At 63.5% G+C, this 22,412-nt stretch carries 27 protein-coding genes; 16 read left to right on the top strand and 11 right to left on the bottom strand.

Annotated elements, in window-relative coordinates; all coding sequences use genetic code 11:
- Positions 1–5 precede the first annotated feature (5 nt).
- The 3 genes from motD (at position 6) to RTQ46_RS17180 (ending at position 2,162) form a co-directional block, all read left to right on the top strand.
- Positions 6–773: a flagellar motor protein MotD gene (gene motD / locus RTQ46_RS17190; RefSeq protein WP_312438436.1), complete on the top strand. Its 768-nt coding sequence runs from the start codon at positions 6–8 to the stop codon at positions 771–773.
- Between the two features lie 176 nt (positions 774–949).
- Positions 950–1,312 (top strand): translation initiation factor Sui1, encoded by a 363-nt coding sequence (locus tag RTQ46_RS17185; protein ID WP_312438420.1) that lies wholly within the window; start codon positions 950–952, stop codon positions 1,310–1,312.
- Positions 1,313–1,322: 10 nt separating this feature from the next.
- Positions 1,323–2,162: a hypothetical protein gene (locus tag RTQ46_RS17180; protein ID WP_312438419.1), complete on the top strand. Its 840-nt coding sequence runs from the start codon at positions 1,323–1,325 to the stop codon at positions 2,160–2,162.
- Positions 2,163–2,222: 60 nt separating this feature from the next.
- Here RTQ46_RS17180 and RTQ46_RS17175 read toward each other — a convergent pair whose 3' ends face one another.
- The 4 genes from RTQ46_RS17175 to flgA all read right to left on the bottom strand — a co-directional run bounded on the left by RTQ46_RS17175 (position 2,223) and on the right by flgA (position 4,694).
- Positions 2,223–2,840: an FxDxF family PEP-CTERM protein gene (locus tag RTQ46_RS17175; RefSeq protein WP_312438417.1), complete on the bottom strand. Its 618-nt coding sequence runs from the start codon at positions 2,838–2,840 to the stop codon at positions 2,223–2,225.
- 229 nt (positions 2,841–3,069) lie between these two features.
- Positions 3,070–3,537, bottom strand: coding sequence for a flagellar protein FlgN (locus RTQ46_RS17170; protein ID WP_312438416.1), 468 nt, complete (start codon positions 3,535–3,537; stop codon positions 3,070–3,072).
- A gap of 8 nt (positions 3,538–3,545) precedes the next feature.
- Entirely contained in the window at positions 3,546–3,851 is a 306-nt protein-coding gene (gene flgM / locus RTQ46_RS17165; protein ID WP_312438414.1) for a flagellar biosynthesis anti-sigma factor FlgM, read from the bottom strand.
- Positions 3,852–3,986: 135 nt separating this feature from the next.
- Positions 3,987–4,694 (bottom strand): flagellar basal body P-ring formation chaperone FlgA, encoded by a 708-nt coding sequence (gene flgA, locus RTQ46_RS17160; protein ID WP_312438412.1) that lies wholly within the window; start codon positions 4,692–4,694, stop codon positions 3,987–3,989.
- Positions 4,695–4,885: 191 nt separating this feature from the next.
- On the opposite strand from flgA, the gene flgB reads away from it, so the two are divergent.
- The 13 genes from flgB (at position 4,886) to RTQ46_RS17095 (ending at position 17,824) form a co-directional block, all read left to right on the top strand.
- Positions 4,886–5,332 (top strand): flagellar basal body rod protein FlgB, encoded by a 447-nt coding sequence (gene flgB, locus RTQ46_RS17155; protein ID WP_312438410.1) that lies wholly within the window; start codon positions 4,886–4,888, stop codon positions 5,330–5,332.
- Between the two features lie 2 nt (positions 5,333–5,334).
- Positions 5,335–5,736 carry a flagellar basal body rod protein FlgC gene (gene flgC / locus RTQ46_RS17150; protein ID WP_312438409.1) on the top strand — a complete coding sequence of 134 codons (402 nt, stop codon included), beginning with the start codon at positions 5,335–5,337 and terminating at the stop codon, positions 5,734–5,736.
- A 13-nt stretch (positions 5,737–5,749) separates the two neighbouring features.
- Positions 5,750–6,451: a flagellar hook assembly protein FlgD gene (locus RTQ46_RS17145; protein ID WP_312438408.1), complete on the top strand. Its 702-nt coding sequence runs from the start codon at positions 5,750–5,752 to the stop codon at positions 6,449–6,451.
- 78 nt (positions 6,452–6,529) lie between these two features.
- Positions 6,530–8,077, top strand: coding sequence for a flagellar hook protein FlgE (locus RTQ46_RS17140; protein WP_312438407.1), 1,548 nt, complete (start codon positions 6,530–6,532; stop codon positions 8,075–8,077).
- 56 nt (positions 8,078–8,133) lie between these two features.
- Complete coding sequence (locus RTQ46_RS17135; protein WP_312438405.1) at positions 8,134–8,877, top strand: flagellar basal body rod protein FlgF; 744 nt, start codon at positions 8,134–8,136, stop codon at positions 8,875–8,877.
- 72 nt (positions 8,878–8,949) lie between these two features.
- A complete protein-coding gene (gene flgG / locus RTQ46_RS17130) occupies positions 8,950–9,732 on the top strand; it encodes a flagellar basal-body rod protein FlgG (protein WP_312438403.1) in 783 nt (260 codons plus the stop codon).
- Between the two features lie 50 nt (positions 9,733–9,782).
- Positions 9,783–10,433: a flagellar basal body L-ring protein FlgH gene (locus tag RTQ46_RS17125; protein WP_312438401.1), complete on the top strand. Its 651-nt coding sequence runs from the start codon at positions 9,783–9,785 to the stop codon at positions 10,431–10,433.
- Positions 10,434–10,435: 2 nt separating this feature from the next.
- Positions 10,436–11,551 carry a flagellar basal body P-ring protein FlgI gene (locus RTQ46_RS17120; RefSeq protein WP_312438399.1) on the top strand — a complete coding sequence of 372 codons (1,116 nt, stop codon included), beginning with the start codon at positions 10,436–10,438 and terminating at the stop codon, positions 11,549–11,551.
- A gap of 14 nt (positions 11,552–11,565) precedes the next feature.
- Positions 11,566–12,501, top strand: coding sequence for a flagellar assembly peptidoglycan hydrolase FlgJ (flgJ, locus tag RTQ46_RS17115; RefSeq protein WP_312438397.1), 936 nt, complete (start codon positions 11,566–11,568; stop codon positions 12,499–12,501).
- A gap of 87 nt (positions 12,502–12,588) precedes the next feature.
- The gene (gene flgK, locus RTQ46_RS17110; RefSeq protein ID WP_312438396.1) at positions 12,589–14,556 is read left to right on the top strand and encodes a flagellar hook-associated protein FlgK; all 1,968 of its coding nucleotides are present in this window, start codon (positions 12,589–12,591) and stop codon (positions 14,554–14,556) included.
- 45 nt (positions 14,557–14,601) lie between these two features.
- Positions 14,602–15,843, top strand: coding sequence for a flagellar hook-associated protein FlgL (gene flgL, locus RTQ46_RS17105; RefSeq protein WP_312438394.1), 1,242 nt, complete (start codon positions 14,602–14,604; stop codon positions 15,841–15,843).
- 148 nt (positions 15,844–15,991) lie between these two features.
- Positions 15,992–16,432 (top strand): MarR family transcriptional regulator, encoded by a 441-nt coding sequence (locus RTQ46_RS17100; RefSeq protein WP_312438393.1) that lies wholly within the window; start codon positions 15,992–15,994, stop codon positions 16,430–16,432.
- A gap of 126 nt (positions 16,433–16,558) precedes the next feature.
- The gene (locus RTQ46_RS17095) at positions 16,559–17,824 is read left to right on the top strand and encodes an MFS transporter (RefSeq protein ID WP_312438391.1); all 1,266 of its coding nucleotides are present in this window, start codon (positions 16,559–16,561) and stop codon (positions 17,822–17,824) included.
- Here RTQ46_RS17095 and fliR read toward each other — a convergent pair.
- From fliR to fliL, 7 genes are read right to left on the bottom strand one after another with little or no spacing between them, the layout of a single operon-like run.
- Positions 17,821–18,681: a flagellar biosynthetic protein FliR gene (fliR, locus tag RTQ46_RS17090; RefSeq protein ID WP_312438389.1), complete on the bottom strand. Its 861-nt coding sequence runs from the start codon at positions 18,679–18,681 to the stop codon at positions 17,821–17,823. The genes RTQ46_RS17095 and fliR overlap by 4 nt on opposite strands.
- 21 nt (positions 18,682–18,702) lie before the next feature.
- Positions 18,703–18,972 carry a flagellar biosynthesis protein FliQ gene (gene fliQ, locus RTQ46_RS17085; RefSeq protein WP_308924913.1) on the bottom strand — a complete coding sequence of 90 codons (270 nt, stop codon included), beginning with the start codon at positions 18,970–18,972 and terminating at the stop codon, positions 18,703–18,705.
- An 11-nt stretch (positions 18,973–18,983) separates the two neighbouring features.
- Positions 18,984–19,760, bottom strand: a complete 777-nt coding sequence (gene fliP / locus RTQ46_RS17080) for a flagellar type III secretion system pore protein FliP (RefSeq protein WP_312438387.1) — start codon at positions 19,758–19,760, stop codon at positions 18,984–18,986.
- A complete protein-coding gene (fliO, locus tag RTQ46_RS17075) occupies positions 19,750–20,364 on the bottom strand; it encodes a flagellar biosynthetic protein FliO (protein ID WP_312438385.1) in 615 nt (204 codons plus the stop codon). The genes fliP and fliO overlap by 11 nt, the downstream gene beginning before the upstream one ends.
- On the bottom strand, positions 20,361–20,795 hold the full coding sequence (gene fliN, locus RTQ46_RS17070; RefSeq protein ID WP_308924916.1) for a flagellar motor switch protein FliN: 435 nt from the start codon (positions 20,793–20,795) through the stop codon (positions 20,361–20,363). The genes fliO and fliN overlap by 4 nt, the downstream gene beginning before the upstream one ends.
- A 53-nt stretch (positions 20,796–20,848) precedes the next feature.
- Complete coding sequence (gene fliM, locus RTQ46_RS17065) at positions 20,849–21,835, bottom strand: flagellar motor switch protein FliM (RefSeq protein ID WP_065306849.1); 987 nt, start codon at positions 21,833–21,835, stop codon at positions 20,849–20,851.
- A gap of 6 nt (positions 21,836–21,841) precedes the next feature.
- A complete protein-coding gene (gene fliL / locus RTQ46_RS17060; protein ID WP_312438382.1) occupies positions 21,842–22,357 on the bottom strand; it encodes a flagellar basal body-associated protein FliL in 516 nt (171 codons plus the stop codon).
- Positions 22,358–22,412: the final 55 nt, after the last annotated feature.

Here is a 22,412-nt window from a genome sequence, read left to right as displayed (position 1 = left end):
CCATGATGCGGCGCGCACGCAGGAAGTATGACGAAGAGCCGGACAACCAGGACCGCTGGCTGATTTCCTACGCCGACTTCATCACGCTGCTGTTTGCTTTTTTTGTGGTCATGTACGCGATTTCGCAAGTGAACGAAGGCAAGTACCGCGTGTTTTCCGACGCCATCGGCACTGCCTTCAGCCTGGACAAGGGCGCGCCGCCGATCCAGATGGAAGCGCCGCAGGCGATTCCCTTGCCGAACCCGGCCGTCAAACGCCGCACCGAAGCCATCCGCCGCGAACGCGAACACATGACGCGCCTGGCGCAGGACCTGACCTCGACCCTGGCGCCGCTGGTCAAGGAAGGCAAGGTGCGCGTGACACAGACCAGCCGCGGCGTCAGCGTCGAAATCAATGCCAGCGTGCTGTTCGATCCGGGCGCCGCCGGCCTGACGGAAGAATCGGACCAGGCGCTGCGCGCGGTGGCCGTGCTGCTGCGCGGCGACGCGCACAATGTGCAGGTCGAAGGCCATACCGATATCCAGCCGATCAGCAACTCGACCTTTGCCTCGAACTGGGAGCTGTCGTCGGCACGCGCCAGCGCCGTGGTGCGCCTGTTTATCGCCAGCGGCGTAGAAGCCTCACGGCTGACGGCGGTCGGCCACGCCGACAATATTCCGGTCGCGCCGAACGACACGCCGGAAGGCCGCGCGCGCAACCGCCGGGTGGCGGTAACGATTTTGTCGGGCATTCCCGATACGGTGACGGAAGTGCCGACCGGGGTGGTAAACTAGCCCGCGGTCAGACCCGCCGGGTCTGCCTCCAGCCTTTTTGCTGCCAATGGTGAAAACAGATAGCGCCACCACCATTTGAACAGCCGGGGTCAGCCCCCCCCGACACCGCCAACGCAAAGGTCATTGCTGGCGGGCGAGGGGGGCTGACCCCGGTACTTTTTCCGCATGCCATTAATATGAAAAACACCTCCTTGGGCGGCCTCTTCTATTCCACCGAAACGGGCCGCATGTGCCCCGCGTGCCGCCAGCCACTGGCACAGTGCACCTGCAAGGCCGCAGCCAGGTCGGCCCCCGCAGGCGATGGCGCCGTGCGCGTGTCGCGCCAGACCAAGGGCCGGGGTGGCAAGAGCGTCACCGTGGTCAAGGGGCTGCCGCTGGACGCCATCGCGCTGGCGCTGCTGGGCAAGCAGCTGCGCACCCAGTGCGGCTCGGGCGGCACCGTCAAGGATGGCGTGATCGAAGTGCAGGGCGACCATGTGGCGGCCATCATGGCGGCGCTCGTCAAGCTGGGACACAAGCCGAAACAGGCTGGCGGCTAAGCCACGGCCGATGCGCACCCGCCACGTCCTGATTACGGGTGCCGCGCTGGCGGCGCTGGCCTGGGCCTGCTGGCCGGCGCCCGAGGCAGCAATACCGGCAGCGCTGACGCCATCGCCGGCAGGGCGCAGCCTGTCTTCCTATTTCGCCATCGACGCCCTGCCGGCGCCACTGCCGGCAAGCGCCGCGCCCACCCTGGCGCGGCAGCTGGAACAGCTGGCGGCCAGCGGCAGCGCCGACGATGCCTATGCCGCCTACAACCTGCTCGACGACTGCCTCGTGTTCCAGCGCGAAGGGCGCCTGCCGGCGCTGGAATTCGAGCGCGGCAGCGAAATGACGGCCGAGGAAAAGCAGGCTGAAAATCAGTTGTGCGCTGATCTTACCGAGCGCCAGAAAAGCGCGCGCCTCGACTACCTGGCCGCCGCCGCCAAGGGCGGGGTGCCGGGCGCGGCCACCCGTTTCATGCAGGAGGGTCCGTTCGGTGACCGCAGCGCCCTGCGCAGCCGCCCCGACGATCCGCTGGTGCTGGCATGGAAACAGCAGGCGATCGCGCAGCTGACGGCGCAGGCCGACCAGGCCGAACTGACCAGCGTCAGCACGCTGATGATGGCCTACCTGGCCGACGGCGATGTCGTCAAAAAAGATGCGCCACAGGCCTATGGCTACCTGCTGGCCCTGCGCATGGCCTATGACGACATGCTCGCTCCCGGCGCCACCAACCCGTACCAGGACAGCTACTGGCACTGGCTGCGCGATGAACTGACACCCGAGCAGCAGGCGGCCGCCACGCGCAAGGCCGAGACCATTGCCGCCAGGTTTCGCCAGCAGACCGGGCGACCGGCCCATGGCTGAGGCAAGTTCGCGGCATGCGCAAGCGCGCCGGCCCGGCTGCCGTGGTGTGGCGCGCAGCGATTACGCTGGCGTAGCCGGCTTGAAACGCATCATTTGCCAGCGCCTGCTACCGTGCGTGGCGCCGCTGGCGCGCCGCCAGGCGGCAAAGCCGAGCAAGCCCAGTCCCGCCAGCAGCATCACATAGGTTTGCGGTTCGGGCACGGCCAGGGTCAGCGCAATATCGAGCGAGGAATCGCGCACGCCGTTGCCGGTGGCGACCAAGGTATACGTGCCCGGGCCCAGCAGGCCGCCGAAGGTGGAGTGCGCAAAGCCGCCCAGCACCCCGGCAAAGCTGTCCGATTGCAGCAGTCTGTTTGATGAGTCGAACAGGTCGATGTTGACGCCCACCAGCCGTGGGCCGAAGTCGGTGGCCGTGTTGACCAGCCAGGCGGCATTGCCGGCAAACGTCTCTACGCCGTTGCCGACGGTAAACGTGGTGGTCTGCGACAGCGCGCCGCGCTCGGTGGTGAAGGTGTCGATAAACAGCGTGTCTTGCGCCAGCAGTGGCGTGGTGACGGTGGTATTGGCGACAAGATTGCCGTAATACACAGACTGGGTCCCGGCGTGGGCAACCGGTGCCAGCAGGCTGCAGCCAAGCAGCAGCGCCGCGCTGGCATGCGGGAAGTGAATGACGTTCATGGATGCTCCTGTGCTGTTTGCAATTGATCGGCTTGCATCGGCGCGCGGCGCCGGATGCGGGGCGAGGCAGCAGCGTCAGCGGAAAGGAGTATCTTTGTCAGCGGGGCAAGGTCTGCCTGCTCGTGCTGCAGCATGTGCCAGATACCAGCATAGGTGCAAGCGGCAACGCGCCTTTGCGCGCGCGCAAACAAGCCGCCCCTGAACGGGGCGCAACTGCGCGATCGGCAAATCAGCCGATCACGACGCGGCGGTTGGCCGTATTGGTGGTGGTCTGGCCGCTGGGGCCGTAGAAATTGCCGCTCTGGGCAGGGGGGCGCATGGCGTTCAGTGCGCCCTGGGTGTGCAGCAGGTGTTTGTTGACCAGGAGGCTGTTCAGGCGATTCTGTTCCTTGGCCGCGCGCGTGGTGTCGAGCAGGTCGGCCCACAGTGGCGCCGCATCCGTCTCGCCGGCAATTGCCAGCCAGCCGTCCATGCCTTCTTCGGCTGCCACAAAACCGGCTGCGGCCAGCGCCTGATGGCGCTGCTGCGCCAGCTGGCTCAATTGTCCGATCAATGCTGTCTTGCGTACCGTGATGTCCGACAATGCATCGATGTCGGCTGCAACCAGATGCAGCTGTTCCTGTTTCATCAATGCCAGCAACGAAGTCATGAGCGCTTGCTCATCGCGCAGGCTGGAAAACGGAGTCACGGATTGCATGAGAGAACCTATCTATTTCGTGAGTGCAGCAGGTCCTTGACCGTGTCGAGGAGACCGTCCGCCACTTTTTCAGAATTGACCTGGAACTGGCCGTCAGCAATCGCGAGTTTGATGCGTTCGACTTTCTTGGTGTCGAACACGCCATTGCTGCTGGTCGTTGCACTGGTCGCCAACGCCTGTCCTTGCGGGGACAGGCGCACACTGTCCGACGATGCCGGAGTTGCTTGCGCCTTCTCGGCATTGCGGGCGCCGGACGTGGCCGCCGGCGTGACCGGCAGGCCGGGATTGCTTTTGATGTTATCGGTAATTTTCACAACGTGATCCTCGTCTGGTCGAAGTCAAAAAACTCCGGGATATGAGTCTTTATCGGCCACTAATCCTGAAACTTTAGTGTGCCAGACGACTATATCGCTGTCCATACAAGTTTTATGCCTGCCCGCAACAGGCGCCTAGAATGCCACCTCCACCAGGCCGCCCGTGCGCGCCACGCCGCTGATCTGCTGTCCGCCCTGGGTGCGCACCTGTACCACCTGGCCTTCGCCGGCATTGCCGATCGCGCGGCCTTCTGATGCTACCTGGAAACCATTGCCGCTTGACACTACTCGCACCAGCTGGCCCTGCTTGACGACCGGTGGCCGGCGCAGCGTATCGGTGCGCATCGGTGTGCCGGCCGGCAGCGACATATTGGTGCTGGCGCCCACCACCTGCTCCATATTGGTGGCGATACCGGCCGGCAAGGCCGCCAGGTCGCCCTGCATCGTCACCAGCTGGCTGGCAGCGATGGTCTGGCCTTGCGCCAGTGGCACGGCGCTGGCGATATAGTCGCCCACTACAGCCACGTTCGCTTGTAGATAGATGGTCCAGCTGGCCGGCGCGGTGCAGCGCACGCCGACCGTGCTCTTGCCCCAGGCGCGGCTGCCTGGCGCCATGAAGGCCTGTGGTGCCGGGCAAGCGGCCAGGTTCAGGCGCGGATCGACGGCGCCGACCGTGACGGTGACTTGTCCCGGCAGGCCATTGCTCTGCACTTGCAGGAACTGCTGCACCGTCTGGCGCAGCGCTTCCGGCGACTGGCGTCCCGCTGTTTGCGCCTGCGCCAGTGGCGCCAGAGCAACAAACTGCGCCGCGAGCAGCCACAGGGAGAGGGAAGAAATTTTCATGATGATAGGCCTCTGGAATACTGCCATGATAGTCGCGCCGGGCGCCCTTGAAGCGATGATTAAGGGGCGAAAGTACGGTCTGCTCGGGCGATGGCATTGCTGCCGAGAACCGTACTATCTTTCCTGTCATCATATATATCGCCATCCTTCCGCCATGCAGGCGCCAGTGGCGGACTTTTCCGGAGCCTGACATGATAGGAAAACTCGACGATTACCTGCGCTTCCACGAAACGGCGCTGAGCTTGCGTTCGACTCGCCAGGAACTGCTCGCCTCGAATATCGCCAACGCCGATACGCCGAACTACAAGGCGCGCGATGTCGATTTCGCCAGTGCCCTGAAAGGCGTGCTGGCGCGCAGCGAGGGCGCCGCACCGGCCTTGACGGGCACGGCGCCGCAGCATCTGCCGGGCAAGGGCGTGGCGGCCACCACCGGCGCCGGTGCGAAGGTCGAAACCCTGCCCGATGGCACGCCGCTGCTGTACCGCGCGCCGGCCCAGGGCGCCGTCGACGGCAATACGGTCGACATGGATCTCGAGCGCAATGCCTTTGCCGACAATGCGATCCGCTACGAGGCGAGCATCACGCTGCTCAATTCGCAGATCAAGGGCATGCTGACGGCCATCCAGGGAGGACAATAATCATGTCGCTGTTTAATATTTTCAATGTTTCCGGTTCAGCAATGAGCGCCCAGGCGCAGCGCCTGAACACGGTGGCCAGCAACCTGGCCAATGCCGACAGCGCCACCAGCGCCAGCGGCGAAGCCTACCGCGCCAAGCAGGTGGTGTTCGAAGCGGTGCCGCTGGCCAATGGCGGCACGGCCGTCAAGGTGCAGAAGGTGATCGAAGACCCGTCGCCGATGAAACTGGTCTACGACCCGAAGAATCCGCTGGCCGACGAGAAGGGCTATGTCACCATGCCCAACGTCAATACTGTCGATGAAATGGTCAATATGCTGTCCGCTTCCCGTTCCTACCAGACGAACGTGGAAACCATGAATGCGGCCAAGTCGCTGCTCCTGAAAACACTCACGCTCGGCCAGTAAGGCCGCACTCATTATGGCAACTATCGATACCAGCACCCCCGCCGTCACCACCGATTTGATGGCGACGATGAATCCGAAGAAAAGCACGGCCGCCGCCGGCAGCGTGGAAGAAGACACCAACAAGTTCCTGACCCTGCTGGTCACGCAGCTGCAGAACCAGGATCCGATGAATCCGCTCGACAATGCGCAGCTGACCAGCCAGCTGGCGCAGCTGTCGACGGTCACCGGCGTCAACAAGCTCAATTCGACGCTGGAAACGCTGAAGACCAGCTACCAGCAGGCCGAATCGATGCAGGCAGCCAATATCATCGGCCACGGCGTGCTGACCGCCGGCAAGGGCATTACGCTCAGCAAGAGCGCCGCGCTGCTGGGCGTGGACCTGGCCACGGCGGCCGACAGCGTCAAGGTCGTCATCTACGACACGGCCGGCAAGGAAGTCCATTCGATTGACCTGGGCGCGCAGGAAGCGGGTACCCTGCCGCTGGGCTGGAATGGCGAGACCGGTGAAAAGGATGCGGCCGGCAAGGCCATCGTGCTGGCCGACGGCAGCTACACCTTTGAAGTGGTGGCCACGCGCGGCGGCGAAAAACTTAAGGATGCGGTCGGGCTGACCTTCGGTTCGGTGGCCAGCGTATCGACCGGCACGGCTGGCGTGAAGTTGAATGTACCCGGCGTGGGCAGCATCACCATGGCCGACGTGAAGCAGATTCTGTAAGTGTTGCAAAACTCCCTTGCAGCCTGAAACCCGCTGCTCCCTGATTACTAACGAAAAAATTCCTTACCAGGAGCAAATATGTCTTTCCAACAAGGCCTGAGCGGCTTGAACGGCGCCGCCAAATCGCTGGACGTCATCGGCAATAATATCGCCAACTCGGGCACCGTCGGTTTCAAGCAGTCGCAGGCGCAGTTTGCCGACATTTACGCCAGTTCGCTGTACGGCGTGTCCGGCAACCAGGCCGGCATCGGCGTGGCGGTCTCGCAAGTGGCGCAGTCGTTTACCCAGGGTAACCTGGAGACCTCGTCCAATCCGCTCGATATCGCCATCAACGGCGGCGGCTTTTTCCGTACCAATGCGGCCGGCACCATCCAGTATTCGCGCAATGGCCAGTTCCAGGTCGACAAGAACGGCTTCATCATCAATGCCCAGAACGCCCAGCTGACCGGCTATCCGGTCGATGCCAACGGCAAAGTGCTGGCCGGCGCGCCCGTGGCGCTGCAGATCGATCCGGGCGACATGAACCCGCAGGCCACCACCAAGGTCGACACCCAGGTCAACCTGAATTCCAACTCGGAAATGCCGACCACGGTGCCGTTCAGCATGACGGACCCGACTTCGTACAACAAGCAGATTCCCGTGGCGGTCTATGACTCGCTGGGCAATGCGCACACCATGTCGATGTTCTATGTGAAAACCGGTACCAATACCTGGGACGTGTATACAGCGTCCGATGACTTGGAAGTGACCAGCGCCAAGGCCGCCTCCGCGCTGCAGACCGACCCGGCCGCGCTGGCTGCGCGTACCGCCTACCAGGCTGCCGTGACGGCCGTGCCGCAAGTGACGGCCAACGTCGCCGCCGCCGCCATTGCCTATGCGAACGCGGCCGGCGCCGCCGTCAGCACGGCCGCCGGCGCCGCTGGCGCGAATGCAGCGCAACTGGGGGCGATTTCCGCTACCTACGGCAGCGCCGTGGCCAACGGCGTCAATGCGGGCCGCACGCCGGACCAGATCGATGCGGCCATCGCTGCTGCGACCGTGGTGCCAGCCGTCAAGACCGGCTCGCTGATCTTCAACAGCGTCGGCAGCCTGGACAAGGGCGCCATGCTGGCGCTCAATCCGCCGCAAACCTTGCCGGTCGACGTCACCCTGCCGATCATTCCGGCCACCGGCGCCAATGGCACCCTGGCGATCAAGGTCGATTTCAGCAATTCGACCCAGCTTGGCATTGCCACCAGCGAAAAGAAAACCGTGGCCGATGGCTACGCGGCTGGCCAGCTGAGCCGTTTCGTGGTGGGTGCCGACGGCATCATCCAGGGCCAGTACAGCAACGGCAAGACGCGCGACCTGGGTCAGATCATCCTGACCTCGTTCACCAATCCGAACGGCTTGCAGCCACTCGGTAACAATGCCTGGGCGGAAACCTCGACTTCGGGTGGCCCCATCATCGGCGAACCGGGCACCGGCACGGCCGGCAACCTGCGCGCGTCGGCGGTGGAAGTGTCGAACGTCGACCTGACGGCCGAACTGGTCAACATGATCACTGCCCAGCGCGCCTATCAGGCCAATGCGCAGACCATCAAGACGCAGGATTCGATTCTGCAAACCTTGGTCAACCTGCGTTAATTACCCGTTAAATGCCGGGGTCAGACCCGAAGGGTCCGACCCCACCGGAGAGAAAAATGGACCGTCTTATCTATACCGCCAGCTCTGGCGCCAAGCACATCATGGAGAAGCAGGCGACCACGGCCAACAACCTGGCGAACGCGACCAGCACGGGTTTTCGCGCCCAGCTCGATTCGTTCCGCGCGGTGCCGGTGGTGGCCGATGGCATGATGCCGACGCGCACCTTTGTCGTCGATTCGACGGTCGGCTCCGATTTCACGCAGGGCCCGATGCAGCACACGGGCCGCGCGCTCGACGTGGCGGTGGAAAACAGCGGCTGGATCGCGGTGCAGTCGGCCGACGGTTCGGAAGCGTATACCCGCAACGGCGCCTTGAAACTGAACGAAAACGGCATGCTGCAAACCCAGTCCGGCCTGATGGTGCAGGGCGATACGGGGCCGCTGGCCGTGCCGCCGGGCGTGACGGTGTCGATCGCCAGCGATGGCACGGTCGGCACCATTTCGACCGATGTGCCGCCCGGGCCGTCGACGGTGCTGGGCCGCATCAAGCTGGTCAACCCGCCCGAGCAGCTGCTGGTGCGCGGCGACGACGGCCTGTTTCGCGTCAAGGATGGCAGCGTGGCGCCGGCCGACCAGACGGTGAAACTGACCACCGGCGCGCTGGAAGGCAGCAATGTCAGCCCGGTCGACTCGATGGTGACCATGATTGCGCTGGCGCGCCAGTTTGAAACGCAAATGAGCCTGCTCAAGAATGCCGAGAATAACGCCGCGAAAGCCACCCAGATCCTCGCTTTGAATTGATAAGGCGGCCCGCATAATGGTCACATAGAAATTGTTCACAGGGCCTGCGCGCGCTGTTATTGGAGAAAAATCATGATTCGTTCCCTTTGGATTGCCAAGACCGGCCTGGAAGCGCAGCAGACGCAGATGGACGTGATCGCCAATAACCTGGCCAACGTCAGCACCACCGGCTTCAAGAAGTCGCGGGCCGTGTTCGAAGACTTGTTGTATCAAAACGTGCGCCAGCCTGGCGCGCAGTCGTCGCAGCAGACCCAGCTGCCGTCGGGCCTGCAGATCGGCACCGGCGTGCGCACCGTGGCTACCGAGCGCATCCATACCCAGGGCAATCCGCAGGCGTCGGGCAATTCGCGCGACGTGATGATCAACGGCACCGGCTTTTTCCAGGTGCTGCTGCCCGATGGCGCCACCGCCTACACGCGTGACGGCTCGTTCCAGACCGACGCCAACGGCCAGCTGGTGACGTCCGAAGGTTTCGTGATCCAGCCCGCCATTACCGTGCCGACCAATGCGCTGAGCCTGACCGTGGCGCGCGACGGCACCGTCTCGGTCACCTTGCCCGACACGACGGCGCCTTCGCAGATCGGCGCGCTGCAGCTGACCACCTTCGTCAATCCGGCCGGCCTGGAATCGAAAGGCGAAAACCTGTACATGGAAACGGGCGCCTCGGGCGTGGCGCAGACCAATACCCCGGGCACCAACGGCGCCGGTATCTTGCTGCAAGGCTATATCGAAACCTCGAACGTCAACGTGGCCGAAGAAATGGTCAACATGATCCAGACCCAGCGCGCCTACGAGATCAACAGCAAGGCGATCACCACGTCCGATCAGATGCTGCAGAAACTGTCCCAGCTTTAATACTTTTTGTTGTCATGCCATCCGCCTCCGGATGGCATCGGAGGCTCCTCATGCGTTATCCCGTTCTTGCCATTCTTGCTGCAGCCGTCCTGTCCGGCTGCGCGGTTACTCCCACCTCGATCGTGCCTTACCCGACCACCACGCGCGCGCCGATGCCGGAACCGGTGGTGGCCACCAATGGCGCCATCTACCAGCCGTCGACCTACCGTCCGGCCTTCGAAGACCGCCGCGCGCGCCATGTGGGCGACACCCTGACGATCGCCATTACCGAGCGCACCAATGCCGTCAAGGCTGGCGCCAGTTCGGGCAACAAATCGAACAGCGCCAGTTTCGGCACGCCGGGCCTGCTGCAGGGCCGCTTCGGCGGCTCGGTGGCGGTGGAAGGCAAGCTCAGCAACTCCGCTGGCGACAACCAGTCGGCCAGCAACACCTTTTCCGGCACGATCGGCGTGACGGTAATCGAGGAACTGCCGAACGGCAACCTGATCGTGGCCGGCGAGAAACAGATTGCCATGAACAAGGGCACCGAATTCATCCGCTTCTCTGGCATGGTCAATCCGGACACGATCGGCATCGGCAATGTGGTGCCGTCGACCCAGGTGGCCGACGCGCGCGTCGAATACCGCACCAACAGCCAGATCGACCGCGCCGAAATGGCCTCGATGGCCTCGCGCTTCTTCCTCAGCCTGTTGCCGTTCTGATCATGGCGACCGTGACTTTTCCCTGCCTGCTGGCCGCCTGCGCACTGGCGGCATCGATGATCGCGCCGCTGGCCCAGGCCGAGCGCCTGAAAGACCTGGCCAGCATTGCCGGCGTGCGCCAGAATCAGCTGATGGGCTACGGCCTGGTAGTGGGCCTGGACGGCAGCGGCGACCAGACCACGCAGACGCCGTTTACCATCCAGAGCGTGGCCGCCATGCTGCAGCAGCAGGGCATCAACCTGCCGCAAGGCTCCAGCCTGCAACTGAAAAACGTCGCCGCCGTGATGGTGACGACGTCCCTGCCGGCGTTTGCCCAGCCGGGCCAGATGCTCGACGTGACGGTGTCGTCGATGGGTAACGCGAAAAGCCTGCGCGGCGGCACCTTGCTGATGACGCCGCTGAAGGGCGCCGATGGCCAGGTGTATGGCATGGCGCAGGGCAATGTGCTGGTCGGCGGCGTGGGCGCGCAGGCGGCCGGCAGCTCCGTCACCGTCAACCATCTGAGCGTGGGCCGCATTTCGGGCGGCGCCACGGTCGAGCGCAGCGTCGCCAGCGCGGTGGGCGCCAACGACATCATCCGCCTGGAACTGAACGCCACCGATTTTGCCACCGCCAGTCGGGTGGTCGACGCCGTCAACAGCCGCTACGGCCCCGGCACGGCCGCCGCGCTCGACGGACGCGTGATCCAGGTGCGCACGCCCGCCGGCAGCGACCAGCGCGTGGCCTTTTTGGGCCAGCTGGAAAGCATCGAAGTCAATCCGGCGCGCCTGGCCGCGAAAGTCATCATGAATGCGCGCACCGGTTCGGTGGTGATGAACCAGTCGGTGACGCTGGAAACCTGTGCGATTTCGCACGGCAACCTGTCGGTGACCATCAATACCGAGCCGCAAGTGAGCCAGCCGCCGCCATTGTCGGGCGGCACCACGGTGGTGACGCAGACGGCGCAGATCGATATCAAGAAGGAACCAGGCAAGGTGATGCTGGTCAAGGGCGGCGCCGCGCTGTCCGACGTGGTGAAAGCCCTTAACGCCATCGGCGCCTCGCCGCAGGACCTGCTGGCCATCCTGCAGGCCATGAAGGCGGCGGGTTCCCTGCGCGCCGAACTTGAAATCATTTGATCGAGGGGCATGCCATGATCAGCCAGACCGACCTCAGCAATACCGCCGCCTACGACGTCAAGGGCATGGATGGCTTGCGCCAGTCCGCCAGGGCGAAGGATCCCGCCGCGCTGAAAGAGGCGGCTACGCAGTTTGAAGCCATGTTCATCAACATGATGATGAAAAGCATGCGCGACGCGTCGCCGCAGGACGGCATCATGGATAGCCAGCAAAGCAAGATGTACACCTCGATGCTGGACCAGCAGACCAGCCAGAACCTGGCCAAGCGCGGCACCGGACTGGCCGATGTACTGCTGCGGCAACTGTCCTCGACCCTGAGCCCGGCCGTCGATGGCGAAGCGGAAGCGGCAGCCTCGCCCCGTTCGTCGAGCATGGCGGCGGCGCTGGCCGCGTTCCGCCAGCAGCAGGGCGCGGCCACCGACGGCGCCGCCGCCGCCACCGGGACCGGGGCCGGCAAGACGCTGAGCGACAAGGCCAATTCGACCCAGGCGCCGCACGTGCGCGCGTTCCAGGAAAAGCTGGGCGTGCATGCGGAAGAAGCCAGCCGGAGCACCGGCATTCCGGCCAAGTTCATGCTGGGCCAGGCGGCGCTGGAAACGGGCTGGGGCAAGCGCGAAATCATCGGCCGCGACGGCAGCAGCAGCCACAACCTGTTCGGCATCAAGGCCAGCAGCGACTGGAAGGGCAAGGTCACGGAAGCGGTCACCACCGAATACGTGAATGGCAAGGCGCAGCGCAAGGTCGAGAAATTCCGCGCCTACGACAGCTATGCCGACAGTTTCAAGGATTATGCGCAATTAATCACTGGCAATAAACGCTATGAAAAAGTGCTGGCCAATGCCGGCGACGCCAGCGCGTTTGCGCAGGGACTGCAAAAAGCGGGCTATGCCACCGACCCGAACTATGCTGCCAAACTGACAAAAATCATCAAGGGTTCGCTGGTCGGATAGGGCCTGCGGCGGCCGGCGCCGAACGCCGGCTTCAAGTTTTCCGCGCCGCTGCCGTAAACAATCATGACAGGAACCTAAAAAGACACCATGACCTCGAATCTACTCAGCATCGGTAAAAGTGGCTTGCTCGCAGCGCAGGTGGGCCTGTCGACGACCGGCCATAACATCACCAACGTGAACGTGGCCGGCTACAACCGCCAGACCGTCGAGCAGCAGACGGCGAACGCCAACTTCGCCGGCTATGGCTATGTCGGCACGGGCACGGAAGTGTCGCAGATCAAGCGCCAGTACGACAGTTTCATGTCGACCCAGGTCAATGCGGCGCAAAGCACCACCAGTTCGCTCAACGCCTATTACACGCAGATCAGCCAGATCGACAACCTGCTGGCCGACTCCACGGCCGGCCTGTCGCCGTCGCTGCAGGATTTTTTCAAGGGCGTGCAGGATTTCAGTTCCAACCCGTCGTCGGTCTCCTCGCGCCAGGCCCTGCTGTCGAGCGCCAGTTCGCTGACGGCGCGCTTCCAGAGCCTGAGCGGGCGGCTGTCGGAAATCGGTTCCGGCGTCGATTCGCAGATCACCTCGAACGTGGCGGTGATCAATACTTACGCCAAGCAGATTGCCGAACTGAATACGTCGATTTCGCAGCTGACGGTCGATCCGCAGACCCAGCCGAACGACCTGCTGGACCAGCGCGACCAGCTGGTCAATGAACTCAACAAATATATCAAGACCACGGCCCAGCCGGGGTCGAACAACACGCTTACCCTGTCGATCGGCTCGGGCCAGCCGCTGGTCGTGGCCAACCGCAGTTTCGAGCTGGCCGACACGCCTTCGCTGACCGACCCGAACCGGGTCGAAGTAGGCTATGTGACGGGCGCCAACGTGACGATCTTGCCGGAAAACGCGCTGACGGGCGGCTCGCTGGGCGGCCTGCTGGAGTTTCGCAGCGGTACCCTGGACCGGGTGCAGAATTCGCTGGGCAAGGTGGCCGCGGCGATGGCGACCACCTTCAACGACCAGCACAAGCTGGGCCAGGACCTGAACGGCGACATGGGCGGCGATTTTTTCAAGATCCCCGATCCGGTCATCGGCGGCAGCCGCCTGAACAGTGCGTCGAACACCACCGTGCTGTCGGCCAAGATCAGCGACCCCACCGCATTGACGGCCAGCGATTACAGCCTGAAATATGATGGCAACAACTATGTCGTGACGCGCCAGAGCGACGGCGCGCGCACCGTCATCAATCCGTATCCGCAAACCACGCCGCAGACCATCGACGGCGTCGATTTCTCGATCTCGGGCACGGCCGCCGAAGGCGACAACTACGTCATCAAGCCGACCGCCAACGTGGCCGCCGGCCTGGGCGTGCTGATTACCGACCGCAACAAGCTGGCGGCCGCCGCGCCGATCACCACCGGGGCGCCGGTCAGCAATACCGGCAGCGGCAAGCTGAGCGCCGGCACGGTCGACAAGACCTACCTGGAGGCGGGCAATGCCTTGACGGCGCCCGTCACGCTGACGTATGACAAGGCAGCCAATGCACTCAGTGGCTTTCCTGCCGGCAAGGCCGTCACCGTCAAGGGTCTCGACGGCAACAGCACCACGTACCCTGCCGGCACCGCCAGTATTCCCTACAAGGAAGGCGATAACTTCAGCTTTGGCGGCGTCAGCGTGTCCATGACGGGCGTGCCGGCCAATGGCGACACCTACACCATCGCGCCGAACACGGGCGGGGTGGGCGACAACCGCAATGCGGCGGCGCTGGCGGCCTTGCAGACCACCAATATCCTCGACGGCGGCAAGGCCACGTTCCAGGGCTCGTATGCGGAAACCGTCAGTTTCGTCGGCAACAAGACGCGCGAAGTGCAGGTCAGCGGGCTGGCCAGCCAGGCCCTGCTCGAACAGACCACCAGCCAGCAGCAGGCCGTGTCGGGCGTCAACCTCGATGAAGAGGCGGCCAACCTGCTGCGCTACCAGCAGGCTTACCAGGCGTGCGGCAAGGTCATGCAGATTGCCAGTACCCTGTTCGACGTGGTCATCGGCCTCGGACGCTAATCATTATTTTGCAGCGGCATCGCCGCCGCCATCAGGAGCAGCATCATGCGCATCAGCACACGAATGATCTACGAGCAGGGCAGCACCCAGCTGAACAATTTGCAGAGCGCCTTGAACCGCACGCAGATGCAGCTGTCGACCAACCGCCGCAACCTGACGCCGGCCGACGATCCGATCGCCTCGGCGCGCGCGCTGGAAGTGACGCAGTCGCAGGCGCTCAATACCCAGTTTGTGACCAACCGCTCGAATGCCACCAATTTCCTGTCGCAGGAAGAGCTGGCGCTGAAAAGCACCACCAACCTGATCGCCGACGTGCAGGAACTGGTGGTCAAGGCCGGCAATCCGGGCCTGCGCGACGAGGAGCGCGCCACCATCGCGAAAGAGCTGGAAGGGCGCATGACTGACTTGCTGGGCATTGCCAACACGTCCGACGGCGCCGGCGGCTACCTGTTCGGCGGCTACAAGTCCAGCACCCAGCCGTTCAGCCAGACGCCGACCGGCGCCGCCTATGCGGGCGACCAGGGCCAGCGCGAGCTGCAGGTGGGCTCGTCGCGTTTCCTGGCCACCAGCGATTCGGGCGCGGCGGTGTTTGAAAACAATATGACGGGCAACGGCAAATTTACCGTCACTCCCGACAGCGGCAATTTCACGCGCGGCGGCGCCGGCATCGTGACCAGCAGCACCGTCACCGATGCCAGCAAACTGACCGGCAACAAGTACGAAATCAAGTTCAGCGTCAGCGGCACCGGCGACTCGGCCGTCACCAGCTACACCATCAACGACCTGACCCTGGGCCAGACGGTGCCCAACCCGGCCGTGCCGGTGACGTACAAGGCGGGCGACGCGATCAACTTTGACGGCCAGCAGGTCGTCATCAACGGCAAGCCTGGCGACCAGGACAGCTTTGGCGTGGCGCCCAGCGCCAAGGAGTCGCTGTTTACCACCGTGACCAACCTGATCGGCGCACTGCGTACCTCGGGTAGCGGCGACGCCGGGCAGGCCCGCCTGGCCAACAACCTGAGCGCCGCCAGCAGCACTCTCAGCACGGCCTACGACAATGTGCTGTCGGTCACTGCCGAAGTGGGCGCGCGCATGAAGGAACTCGATTACCTGGCCAGCTCGGGCGACGACCTAGACCTGCAATATTCGGCCACCCTGTCCGACCTGCAGGACCTGGACATGGTCAAGACCGTCTCGCTGTTCACCCAGCAGCAGATCACGCTGCAGGCGGCGCAGAAAACCTTTACGCAAGTGTCGGGACTGTCCCTGTTTAACTATATTAACTAGCTTACGCCGGGCGAGGCCGCCGGCTAGCCGGGGCAGGAAGATTCTTCCGCCCCGGCTTTTTTACATCCATCCATGATCTGCAGGCAAACTGTGCAGGTAGACTGCCTATCTGTTATACTTGAGGCCGTTCAATATCCCGTTTCCCTTCATGCACCTCACCGACCACCACGAACACGTCCTGCTGCTGGCCAGCGAATTGCGCATCCAGGTCTGCAAGCTGCGCCGGCGCCTGCGCGAAGAAGCGCATATCGCCGATGTCACGCCGTCGCAGGCCTCGGTGCTGAGTCGGCTGGAGCGCGATGGCCCGGCCACTGTCAGCAGCCTGGCGCGCGCCGAAGGCATGCGCCCGCAGTCGATGGCCGCCACCGTGCAGGCCTTGGGCGACGCCCAGCTGGTGACGGGTTCGCCCGACCCGCTTGACAAGCGGCAGACCATATTGACCCTGACCGACCATTGCCGCGCCCTCGTGAAAGCGAGCCGCGCGGCACGCGAGGACTGGCTGGCACGCACCATCGAGAGCCGGCTGACACAAGACGAAACAGCACAATTGCAGCAGGCCATGGCGCTGCTGAAACGTTTGGCCGATTGAACCCGAACAGCGAAATGCCGGGGTCGGACCCTGAGGGTCCGACCCCGGCATTTGCTTTTGGGTTAAAAAAAGAAGCTAATTTAGCAACATTCACTACTGACCCAAGCCAGGAGGCTCCCCACACAGATGCACAATACTTTCCGCTCATTAAGCAATCCCAATTACCGTATCTGGGCCGGTGGTGCCCTGGTCTCGAATGTCGGCACCTGGATGCAGCGCACCGCGCAGGACTGGCTGGTGCTCAGCGAGCTGACCCATCACAACGCCAGCGCCGTCGGCATCGTCATGGCGCTGCAGTTCGGACCGCAATTGCTGCTGTTGCCGCTGACCGGCATGGCGGCCGACCTGCTGGACCGGCGCAAACTGCTGCTGTTCACGCAGGCCGCGATGGGATTGCTGGCGCTGGGGCTGGGATGGTTGTGCATCAGCGGACGGGTGGAGCTGTGGCATGTGTATGTATTTGCTTTCCTGCTGGGCTGCGTGACGGCGTTCGATTCGCCCGTGCGCCAGACCTTTGTCTCGGAAATCGTCAGCGAGCAGGACCTGACCAATGCCGTGGCGCTGAATTCCACCTCGTTCAATGCGGCGCGCATGCTGGGTCCGGCCGTGGCCGGCTTGCTGATCAGCAGCGTCGGCAGCGGCTGGGTTTTCATCATCAACGCGTTCTCGTTTGCCGGCGTGATCGGCTCGCTGTTGCTGCTGCGCACCTCCTTGCTGCGCCGCGCGCCGCGCATCAAGGCCACGCGCGGCAGCCTGGTCGAAGGCTTCCGCTATGTCAGCGGGCGGCCCGACCTGGTGTCGGTGCTGCTGATGCTGTTCCTGATCGGCACCTTCGGTTTGAACTTCCCGATCTTTTTGTCCACCATGTCGGTCACGGCCTTCCATGCGGGCGCCGGCCAGTATGGCGTGCTCAGTTCCATCATGGCCTGCGGTTCGGTGGCCGGCGCCTTGCTGGCGGCCGGGCGCGACAAGCCGCGCCTGGCGCTGCTGCTGGGCGCCGCCGCCCTGTTCGGCTTCGGCTGCGCGCTGGCCGCCGTGATGCCCAATTACTGGCTGTTCGGCATCGTATTGGTGGTGATCGGGATTGCCGCGCAAACCTTTACCACCACCGTCAACAGTGCGGTGCAGCTGTCGACCGATCCGGGCATGCGCGGCCGGGTGATGGCGATATTATTGGCGATCTCGGCCGGCGGCACGCCGCTGGGCGCGCCGATCGTCGGCTGGGTGGCCGATGTGTTCGGTCCCCGTTGGGCGATGGGCATCGGCGCCTTGTCCGGCTTTGCGGCGGCCGCCGTCGGCGTGCGCTATCTGGTGAAATACCACGGCCTGACACTGCGTTTCGACAGCCGGCGCTGGCGCTTTGCGCTGAGTGGCGGACAGAATCCGCACTAAGGCGCAGGGATGGGAGTAACCGGCGGCGCCGGCCGCAGCGGATTGGCCGGCGGCGGTGGTGGCGGCCGCTCGCGGTTGGCAAAGCCGCGCGGCAGCAGGCGCGCCGCCTCGATGCCGCGCAGGAACAGGTTCTGGAACGGTACCGCAAAATACGGCAGCACCATCGCCAGCACCAGCAGGCCCACGCCCAGGGTGACGGGAAAGCCGATGCCGAAAATGTTCAGCTGCGGCGCGGCGCGCGTCAGGATGCCCAGCGCCACGTTGGTCAGCAGCAGGGCGGCCACGATCGGCAAGGAGATCTGCACGCCCGAGCGGAAGATTTCCGCACCCCAGGCGGCCAGCTGCTGGAAGCCGCCGCCGCTGATCGGGCTGGCCGAGATCGGCAGGCTGACAAAGCTTTCCGCCAGCGCCGCCAGCAGTACCAGGTGGCCGTTAACCGTCAGGAACATCAAGGTGGCCAGCATGGTCAGGAACTGGCTGATGGCCGACGAGCGGCCCTTGGTCTGCGGGTCGAAAAACGACGCAAAGCCCAGGCCCATGGTCAGGCTGCTGATCTCGCCGGCCATCTCGATGGCGGCAAACACGATGCGGATCGAAAAACCCATCGCCAGGCCCACCAGCATTTCCTGCGTCAGGATCAGCAGGCCGGCCAGCGACAGCGGGTCGGCGGCCGGCAGGGCCGGCACGGTGGGCGCGATGATCATGGCCAGCAGGGCGCCCAGCGTAACTTTCACGCTGACCGGCACCGCCGCGTTGCCGAACAGCGGGGCAGCCGCGATCAGGCCCAGAATGCGGCTCAGCGGCCACAGCAGGGCCGCAATCCAGGTGTTCATTTCAATGCTGGACAGGGTCAGCATGGGATCAACCCTGGCCGCATGCTAGCCGACCAGGTTCGGAATGCCGGTAAATACCTGGCGCATGTAGTCGAGCATGACGGACAGGATCCACGGCCCGGCCACCACGATGGCGACAAAGATGCCGACCAGCTTGGGAATAAAGGACAGGGTCGCTTCGTTGATCTGCGTGGCGGCCTGGAAGATGCTGACGATCAGGCCGATGATCAGCGCCACCAGCAGCATGGGCGCCGCCACCATCAGGGTGATTTCCATGGCCTGGCGGCCCATCGTCATGACGCTTTCGGGTGTCATTGCATGCGTCCCTAATAAAAACTCTGCGACAGCGAGCCGAGCAGCAATTGCCAGCCATCGACCAGCACGAACAGCATCAGCTTGAAGGGCAGCGAAATGGTGGCCGGCGACATCATCATCATGCCCATCGACATCAGCACGCTGGCCACCACCATGTCGATGATCAGGAAGGGAATGAAAATCGCAAAGCCGATCTGGAATGCGGTTTTCAGTTCACTGGTGACAAAGGCCGGCACCAGAATGCGCAGCGGCACGTCTTCCGGCCCTTGCAGGGCGGGCGTGCGCGACATCTTGGCGAACAGCGCCAGGTCGGCCTGGCGCGTCTGCTTGAGCATGAAGGTTTTCAATGGATCGACGCCCTTGTCGAGCGCCTGCTGCATGGTCAGCTTGTTTTCCTGGTAGGGCAGGTAGGCGTCCGTATAGATCTTGTCGAACACGGGGCCCATCACGAACAGGGTGAGGAACAGCGCCAGGCCCACCATCACCTGGTTCGGCGGCGCCGACTGCGTGCCGATCGCCTGGCGCAGCAGCGACAGCACGATGATAATGCGGGTAAAGCAGGTCATCATCAACAAGGCCGCCGGCAGGAAAGTCAGCGACGTCATCAGGATCAGGGTCTGCAGCGGCAGCGAATAGTTCTGTCCGCCACCGGGCGCCGGCGTGCTGTTGAATGCGGGAATGCCGGGCTGGGCCAGCGCCCATAGCGGCAGGGCCAATGCACAGCCTGCCAATAGCCACTTCAGGGGAGTTTTCAAGGTAGTCAACGTCTGCGCCTGCTTATTTCCCATTGCGTTTTTCGATGGTCTGCTTGAGCCATTCGGAAAAATTGGCGGCGGCCGGGCCGTGCTGCGCGTTCGACAGCTGCGGCAGCTCGCCTTCCTGGCGCGGCAGCGTGGCCAGCGCATTGATGCGGCCGGGCGAGGCGCCCACCACGATCCACTGGTCGGCCACTTCGATCAGCACGATGCGTTCGCGCCCGCCCAGGTTGAGCGAACTGACCACGCGCATCTTGCTGTTGCCGCCCAGCGCTTTCGGGCCATAGCGTTTCATGGCCCAGGCCAGTGCGACCAGCAGGGCCAGCACGAACGCCAGCGCGAAAATGGTTTGCAGCAGGCTGCCGCTCGACGCGGTGGGCGCCATTGTCATCGGCGCACCGGGCGGCATGGCGGGCAGGGCGGGGGCTGCGGCCGGCGCGGCAGCTGGCGCTGCCGCAATTTCTGCGGTCGCCACGACAGGCGTGGCCGTATCGGGAGCCGCTGCTGCAGGTGCGCTGGCCGTCACGCTGGCCGCTGGAGCAGTTGCGGCTGTTGCAGGCGCTTCTGCCGCCTGCGCCACGCAGCATGCCGCCGCCAGCGGCAGCAGCACGGTGGAAATCAACAGGCCAGGCTTCATTTATTGAGTTTTCGGATACGTTCGGAGGGCGTGATGATGTCGGTCAGGCGGATGCCGAACTTGTCGTTGACCACCACCACTTCGCCCTGGGCGATCAGGCAGCCGTTGACCAGCACGTCCATCGGCTCGCCGGCCAGGCCGTCCAGTTCCACCACGGAACCCTGCGCCAGTTGCAGCAGGTTCTTGATGGCGATCTTGGTGCGGCCCAGTTCGACCGTCAGCTGCACCGGGATATCGAGGATGAAATCGATATCGTTGTGCGTTTCCGACTTCGACGCCTGCTTCGAAAAATCCTTGAACACGGCGGCGCTGGCCGCGCTGGCGGTATTGGCGGCCTGGTTCTGCAGCGCTTCGGCTTCGGCCTTGGCCTGCTCGGCAATCGCCGCGCCCCAGTCGTCTTCCGCGCTTTGGTCGTCCAGATTGTCAGCCATGTCATTCTCCTGTTGTACGGGGACGGGCCGCACCGCGGCCCGCAGTCAATTGTTTAATGATTGTTGATATTATCGGCATTGGCGAGCAGTTTCTCGACCTTCAATGCATATTGTCCGTTCAGCACGCCATAAGTGCAATCCATCACGGGCACGCCGTCGACGGTGGCGGCGATCAGTTCGGGGATATTGAGTGGAATGATGTCGCCCACTTTCATGTTCAGGATCTCGTCGAACGAGACGCGCGCCGTGCCCAGGGACGCCACCAGCTCGACTTCGGCGATCTGGATCTGCTGCGTCATCAGGCGGATCCAGCGCTTGTCCACTTCCAGCGCCTCGCCCTGCAGGCTGGACGTGAGCGAATCGCGGATCGGCTCGATCATCGAATACGGCATGCAGAAGTGAATCTGGCCCGACACGGAACCGAGTTCCACCGTAAAGGTCGACGCCACCACCACCTCGTTCGGCGTGGCGATATTGGCGAACTGGGTGTTCATTTCCGAGCGGATATATTCAAACTCGACCGGGAACACCGGTTCCCACGACTTGGTATACGCCTCGAACACGATATCGAGGATGCGCAGGATGATGCGCTGCTCGGTCTGCGTGAAGTCGCGGCCCTCGACGCGCGTATGGAAACGCCCGTCGCCGCCGAACAGATTGTCGACCAGCAAGAACACCAGGCCCGGATCGAATACCATCAGGGCCGTGCCGCGCAGCGGCTTCATGTGTACCAGGTTCAGGTTGGTGGGCACCACCAGATTACGGATGAATTCGCTGTACTTCGACACCCGCACCGAGCCGACCGACACTTCGGCGCTGCGGCGCAAAAAGTTGAACAGGCCGACACGCAACAGGCGCGCGAAGCGCTCGTTGATAATCTCCAGCGTCGGCATCCGGCCGCGCACGATGCGCTCCTGGGTTGCCAGGTTGTAAGTGCGTACTCCCGTGACATCTTCCGGCGCCTGCGCGTCGTCCTGGTCTCCGTTGACGCCCTTCAGAAGGGCATCGACTTCTTCCTGGGAGAGGAAATTATCGGCCATGGCTGCTTATTGAATGATAAATGCGGTAAATAACACGTCCGTCACGTCCTGTTCCGGCCCTTTTTCTTCGAAAGGCTGGTTGACTTGCGCGACGATTTCGGCCGCCAGCTGCTGCTTGCCTTCCACGGTATTGAGTTCCGAGGCCTTTTTGCCGGACAGCAGCAGCAGCAAACGGCTGCGCACCTTGGGCATGTTGACCTTGATCGTTTCCATTTCTTCCGAACTCGCTACCTGCAGTGTGAAGGCAATCTGCAGATATTGCTCGCCATTTTCCGGCTGCAGGTTGACGGTGAACGAATCGATCGGCACGAACACGGGCGGGCCTGCTTTCGTTGCAGCATGTTTTTTCTTCTTCGACGAACCCGATTCTTCGTGATCGCCCTTGTCATGCAAGAAATACCAAGCCGCGCCACCACCGCCGCCGCCGGCCAGCAGGACCGCTGCCAGGATGATAATGATCAGCTTCTTTTTTGACGCTCCCGCAGGTGCCAGGGCCGCATCGGCTTTCGGATCTGCTTTCATTTTTGGATTTGCTTTCAATGGTACTCAACTGCATGGAAGTGGATCACGACGCCAT

Origin of the sequence: Janthinobacterium sp., from assembly GCF_031995485.1 — a bacterium.
In the GTDB taxonomy this organism is placed as follows: domain Bacteria; phylum Pseudomonadota; class Gammaproteobacteria; order Burkholderiales; family Burkholderiaceae_D; genus Janthinobacterium.
This window is presented reverse-complemented; position numbering and strand designations above follow the sequence as displayed.